The organism is Aminobacter sp. P4_D5, assembly GCF_056401815.1.
Map to the genome: position 1 here is coordinate 1 of NZ_JBFUIP010000933.1, position 627 is coordinate 627.

General features: G+C 72.1%; 1 protein-coding gene. It reads right to left on the reverse strand.

Translation table 11 applies throughout. The features are described from left to right. Positions 1 to 627, reverse strand: a 627-nt coding sequence (locus AC1DWF_RS35875) for a class I SAM-dependent RNA methyltransferase (protein ID WP_476843215.1), incomplete at both ends; no start/stop codon positions are given.

Here is a 627-nt window from a genome sequence, read left to right on the forward strand (position 1 = left end):
GTGCCTGACAGGGCGGATCTGCGCCGCGACCTCGGCGCCGCCCTTGGCTTCCCAGCCGATGCGGGGAATGTCCTCGGCCTCGGCGAAGGCGGCCAGCAGCTTCCGGTCCTGCATGGAGAGCGGCATGTCCGTGCGCAGCAGGATGTCCGGCCCGCTGTCGAGCATGTTGATCACGGCCGAGCCCAGCCGCCGCAGCGCGTTCAGTCCGCGCAGCGCATCGGCCAGGCGCGGCAGCAGTGTGACGAGGCTCGGCAGCACCACATGGCATTCGCGCATGGGCACGAGGTTGGTGGTGCCACGTTCGTGGAAGCCGATCTCGATGCGGCCGTCGGCGAGCCGTTCCAGCCCGAAATCGGCGCGCTGGCGGACGGAGCGGGGCGTCGGCACCATGGGGGCGACATCCGGATCCTCGTAGCCCGCGCGCGACAGCGCCTCCGCCAGCCGCCCGCGCTTCCAGGCGGCGTAGGGGTGCTCGTCCCAGTGCTGCAGCGTGCAGCCGCCGCAGATGGTGAAGTGGCGGCACGGCCAGTCCACGCGCTCCGCGCTCGGCTCGATCACCTCGACGAGCGCGGCCCGCTCCTTGCCCAGCGGGCGTGCTTCCACGCGCTCGCCCGGCAAGGTGAAAGG